The organism is Plesiomonas sp., from assembly GCF_051650925.1.
GTDB lineage: Bacteria > Pseudomonadota > Gammaproteobacteria > Enterobacterales > CAMTGL01 > Plesiomonas.
In genome coordinates this window covers 1-1008 of sequence record NZ_JBOFRH010000380.1, presented here as the reverse complement: position 1 = coordinate 1008, position 1008 = coordinate 1, and the positions used below count along the sequence as shown (strand labels likewise).

General features: G+C 48.6%; 1 protein-coding gene. It reads right to left on the bottom strand.

The annotated features are described in order from the left end of the window. On the bottom strand, window positions 1-1008 hold a 1008-nt coding region (locus tag ACRC27_RS08685), incomplete at both ends, for an esterase-like activity of phytase family protein (protein WP_438639702.1).

Genomic DNA, 1008 nt, shown 5'->3' with positions numbered 1-1008 from the left:
AGGTGATCACCCACAGCTCACTCAACGATTCTGGTTGCTCCAGTGGGTGGAGTTCCAACGTGGTGGCGACGGGCTTTCCATCTACGTTGAGTTTGCCTTGCTCATTGACCTGATAGTCGGTGATTTTCTTGGTGTTTGCTTCGGCATTCATCAATTTAGGTTGTAGGCCAAAATCATTATCATTCAGTATGGCGATACGATGATTATCAATGAGCGCGAGGCCTTCGACTTTTTCATGTTGCCAGCCGAGTTTACGCAGGTCGGCAATTTCGCGTTTTTGCGCCAGTTTTATCCCACGTTTGGCCAATGTTTTTGCATCATCAAACTCAGGGGCGGTGCCACTGCTATCAAAGGCCGCAAGATCGCTGGCGTCAGTGAGGTCGACAAGATAGATCTTGTTGATCATCTGTTTGTCTTTATCACTACCTTGTTCGATTAGCAAAATATGCTGGTTATCTAGCGCCACAATATCACCAATTTTGGCATCTTTGGCTTTTTTATAGCTATCTACATCAATCGGATAGCCGTACATGGCTGTCTTACCCGTTGTTGGGTCAAAGCTCATGAGGCGCGTAAATTGAGCTGTATTTTTACTTTTTCCTTCGATATCCAGCGTACTTTGTACGGCCACTAATAGCTGGCCATTAGGAAGGCGCGTCACCCCTTCAAAGCCACGGTTCGGCTGACGCCATTTGAGGATGTTAGGTAAACCCGTGGCCACCCCTTGTTCGCCGGCCGCCGGTGTTGGGGCATATTTTTCCAGAATTTTTCCCTGCTGATCGACGTGAATCAGAAATGGCCCATATTCATCACTGAGCCAAAATCCGCCTTTACCATCCGGCGTGATCCCTTCGGTATCTAAGCCTCGTGGGTCACTGGATACCGGTTGTAAGGTATCGCTTAAGGCCGCTTCGTTAGTCGAGCCAATCAGCGTACTTGGCAAAGGTAATCCACTCACAGGGCCATCTTTATCATGCAAAGGGCGAGCATCGGTTGCGATGGCCTGAT